The sequence below is a fragment of the Mesorhizobium sp. M7A.F.Ca.CA.001.08.2.1 genome, from assembly GCF_003998455.1.
GTDB classification, from domain to species: domain Bacteria; phylum Pseudomonadota; class Alphaproteobacteria; order Rhizobiales; family Rhizobiaceae; genus Mesorhizobium; species Mesorhizobium ciceri.
Genome location: NZ_RZPW01000673.1, coordinates 1 through 3,440, shown reverse-complemented (window position 1 = coordinate 3,440; position 3,440 = coordinate 1). Strand labels below are relative to the sequence as shown.

At 65.1% G+C, this 3,440-nt stretch carries 5 protein-coding genes; 4 read left to right on the top strand and 1 reads right to left on the bottom strand.

The genetic code is table 11. The features are described 5' to 3' along the window. The 4 genes from EN914_RS28795 to EN914_RS28780 all read left to right on the top strand — a co-directional run. Positions 1 to 835: mandelate racemase/muconate lactonizing enzyme family protein (locus tag EN914_RS28795; RefSeq protein ID WP_164778983.1), on the top strand; the 835-nt coding region annotated here is incomplete at its 5' end. A gap of 2 nt (positions 836 to 837) precedes the next feature. Next, entirely contained in the window at positions 838 to 1,554 is a 717-nt protein-coding gene (locus EN914_RS28790; RefSeq protein ID WP_013529506.1) for a FadR/GntR family transcriptional regulator, read from the top strand. A 5-nt stretch (positions 1,555 to 1,559) separates the two neighbouring features. Continuing rightward, positions 1,560 to 2,540: a hydroxyacid dehydrogenase gene (locus EN914_RS28785; RefSeq protein WP_024504433.1), complete on the top strand. Its 981-nt coding sequence runs from the start codon at positions 1,560 to 1,562 to the stop codon at positions 2,538 to 2,540. Between the two features lie 42 nt (positions 2,541 to 2,582). After that, complete coding sequence (locus tag EN914_RS28780) at positions 2,583 to 2,963, top strand: hypothetical protein (RefSeq protein WP_024504434.1); 381 nt, start codon at positions 2,583 to 2,585, stop codon at positions 2,961 to 2,963. Positions 2,964 to 2,981: 18 nt separating this feature from the next. Here EN914_RS28780 and EN914_RS28775 read toward each other — a convergent pair. Then, a partial coding sequence (locus EN914_RS28775) for an amidase family protein (protein WP_245497862.1) occupies positions 2,982 to 3,440 on the bottom strand: 459 nt, incomplete at its 5' end.

Genomic DNA, 3,440 nt, shown 5'->3' with positions numbered 1-3,440 from the left:
CGGCATGAGCATCGCGGCGATCAGCGCCGTCGACATCGCCCTGTGGGACATTCTTGGCAAATCGCTTGGCGTTCCTGTCTGGCGGCTGCTCGGCGGCCGCAAGCTCGATCGCATGCCGGCTTACGCGTCTGGCGGCTGGGCGGCCGCCGACGCCATCGGCGAGCAGTTGAAGTCCTATATCGCCAAGGGCGGTTTCAAGGCACTGAAGATGCGGGTTGGCGCCATGGACGGCGCGGCGCACATTTCCGCCACCCGCGTGCGCGCCGCACGGCAGGCGCTCGGCCCCGATGTCGAACTGATGGTCGACGCGCACGGCACCTACACGGTGGCTGAAGCCAAGCGCTTCATCCATCTCGTCAACGACCTTGACCTGGCGTGGTTCGAGGAACCTATCATCGCCGACGATAAGCCGGGCATGGCCGAAGTGCGGGCAAGTGGCGCCGTTCCGATTGCCACCGGCGAAAGCGAGGCGACCCGCTACGCCTTCCGCGACCTTGCCGTGCTCAAAGCCGCCGACATCTTCCAGCCCGATCCCGCCTTCTGCGGCGGCATCAGCGAGGCGATGAAGATCGGCACCATCGCCAGCGCCTTCAATCTGCGCTTTGCACCGCATTTGTGGGCCGGCGCGCCCTGTTTTTTCGCAGGCTTGCATGTCTGCGCCGCCTCGCCGTCGAGTTTCACCGTCGAATATTCGCTCGGCGCCAACCCGATGATCCATGATCTGGTCGAAGAGACTGTCGAAGCCAGGGACGGTATGATAGCGATCCCGGAAAAACCGGGTCTGGGATTCACCATTTCGGAGCGGTTCCTGGAGGCGCACGCGCAACGCGGTTGACGATGAAAGAAAAGAACCTTCTCGCGGAACTCGCTGCCTACCTGTTCTCCCATTCGGACAAGGAGAGCGGCCGAACGCCATCGGAGCGCGAACTGGCGGAGCATTTCGCCGTCAGCCGCGGTCAGATCCGCGAGGCGCTGGCCATCCTGGAGGCCATGCGCATCGTTGAGCGCCGGGCCAAATCCGGCATCTACATCGACACCAAGCAGGCCAGTGTGGAGGCCATGGCGCTCTTTGCCCGCGCGGGCCTCCCGCTCGACCCGATCCAGATCTACGAGACGGTCGAACTGCGCAAGATCCACGAGATCAAGGCGGCCGAACTTGCCTGTTCGCGTGCCACCGAGGAGAATTTCGAGCGGCTGCGCGAAATCCTGAAGGCTTCGGAAGAGCGCATCGCCGCCGGCGAAGGGCTTGCCAGGGAAGACCGCGAATTCCACCTCGAAATCGTGCGCGCCACCAAGAACAGCGTCTTCCACAATGTCTGCAGCGTCTACTACATGATGGGCGAGCAGCGCCTGCCGATCTATTTCAACGACCCCGAGCGCAACGTGCGCTCGCATGCCGAGCATATCCAGATCTATGAAGCGCTGCTGCGCCGCGACGGCAATCTCGCACAGGCGCTGATGAGCGCCCATCTGCAGGGCGCTGAGAGCTACTGGAAGGGCCTGATCGAGGGCCATGGCGAGGAGCCGCAAAGCCCGGCGCTCGAAAAAGCCTGACCGACATGGCCCGTATCCTCACGACGCACCCTCTGCACCCGCGCGCCTCGGCTATGCTCTCCGGCGCCGGCGAGCTCGTCGTCGCCTCCGCCATCGATCCGGCCACGCTGGCCGCCGAAGCGAAAGATGCCGACATCGTCATCGTGCGTGCGCCGCTGCCCCCACAGCTTTTCGACGGCGCAAAGCTGCTGCGGGCGGCAATCCGTCATGGCGCCGGGCTCGACATGATCCCGATGGAAGCAGCGACGGCCGCCGGCGTGCTGGTGGCGAATGTGCCGGCGGTCAATGCCCGCTCGGTTGCCGAACACGTCATGTTCGTGGCCCTCGCCTTGCTGCGCAACTTCCGCGTCGTCGATCGCGACCTGCGCGCCAAAGGCTGGCTTGCCGGCCGCGAGCACGCCAACGCCAACAGCGAGCTTGCCGGCAAGACGATCGGCATTGTCGGCCTCGGCGCCGTCGGCCAGGCGGTCGGCCATATCGCCGCGCACGGCTTCGACCTGAAGGTGGTGGCAACGACGCGCAGCATGCAGCCGGCGCCGGACAAGGTCGGCTTCCTGTCGATCGACGCTCTCGTCGAGCAGAGCGACATCATCGTTCTGTGCTGCCCGCTGACGCCGGAAACGCGCGGCCTGATCAACCGTGAGCGGATCGCCCGCATGAAGCCGCAGGCGTTGCTGATCAACGTGTCGCGCGGACCGGTCGTCGACGACGACGCGCTGATCGAGGCCTTGCAGAAACGGCGCATCGGCGGCGCCGCGCTCGACGTGTTTGCGACGCAGCCGCTGCCGTCGAACCATCCCTATTTCGGCTTCGACAATGTTATCGTCACGCCGCACATGGCGGGGATCACCGAGGAATCGATGATGCGCATGGGCGTCGGCGCGGCGGGCGAAGCCTTGCTCGTGCTGGCGGGCAAACTGCCGGTCAATCTGCGCAATCCGGAAGTGGTCGATCACTACCGGCAGCGGTTCCCGGCGAGCGTGTAGCACATCGCGGTTTCGCCCCAATTCTTCGTGACGTTGAGACCCATGTTCCGCCTCACATCCCTCATTGTCGCCGCCTGTTCGCTCTGCGCCATTCCGTCATTCGCGGCCGAAAGCAGCTATGTCTATTGCGACAACGGGCTGCGCTGCTTCAAGGCGCCCTGCCCGTCCAACAGCGCACTCGACCTTGCCACCGGGGCGATCATCAAGGGCGTGTCGATCGACCCCAGCGGATTGCCGCAGGCCGACAAGGCCATAACCGATCTTTCCGACGCGCTTTATGCAGGCAAGATCGTCGTCAGGGGCTCGATCGAGCACCGCACCCAGACGATCACCGGCAAGGAGTACAATCTGCCCTGGCTGGTCGCGACCCGTATCGTACGGACCGCCAAGGACAGCGAACGCAAGCACTGTTCGTCGCGCTGATGGGCGGTTCAGCCCTGCTCACGCGCCAAGCAGCTGCTCCACCTCTGCTGCTATGCGCAGCAGGCGTTGGTCATGGCCGTTGCGCGCCACCAGCATCAAGCCGGCGGGCAGCTGAGTGCCCGGCATCGGCAGCGAGATCGCGCAGAGATCGAACTGGTTGGCGACCTGCGTGTTGCGCAGCAGCAGGCCTTCGGTGCGGTCACGCAACCCGGCGTCGTCAGACATCGAGACGATAGTCGGCGCCGTCACCGGTGTGGTCGGCAAGGCCAGCACATCGACCGAGGACAGCCGCTCGTCCATGGCGGCGGCGAGCGCTGTACGACGGCGCATTGCCCGGATGTAGACAGGCGTCGGCAGCATGGCTGCCCGCGACAAAGGTCCGCTGACATGCGGGTCGACCGGTACCGAAGCTCCTGTCGCCAGCCAGTCGGCATGCACTTCGGCCCCTTCCATCGCGGCGATCGAACCACGCTTGGT

Coding starts and splice junctions, on each gene's coding strand:
- EN914_RS28780 (WP_024504434.1), top strand. CDS start 2,583: ATGTTCCGCCTCACATCCCTCATTGTCGCCGCCTGTTCGCTCTGCGCC.
- EN914_RS28785 (WP_024504433.1), top strand. CDS start 1,560: ATGGCCCGTATCCTCACGACGCACCCTCTGCACCCGCGCGCCTCGGCT.
- EN914_RS28790 (WP_013529506.1), top strand. CDS start 838: ATGAAAGAAAAGAACCTTCTCGCGGAACTCGCTGCCTACCTGTTCTCC.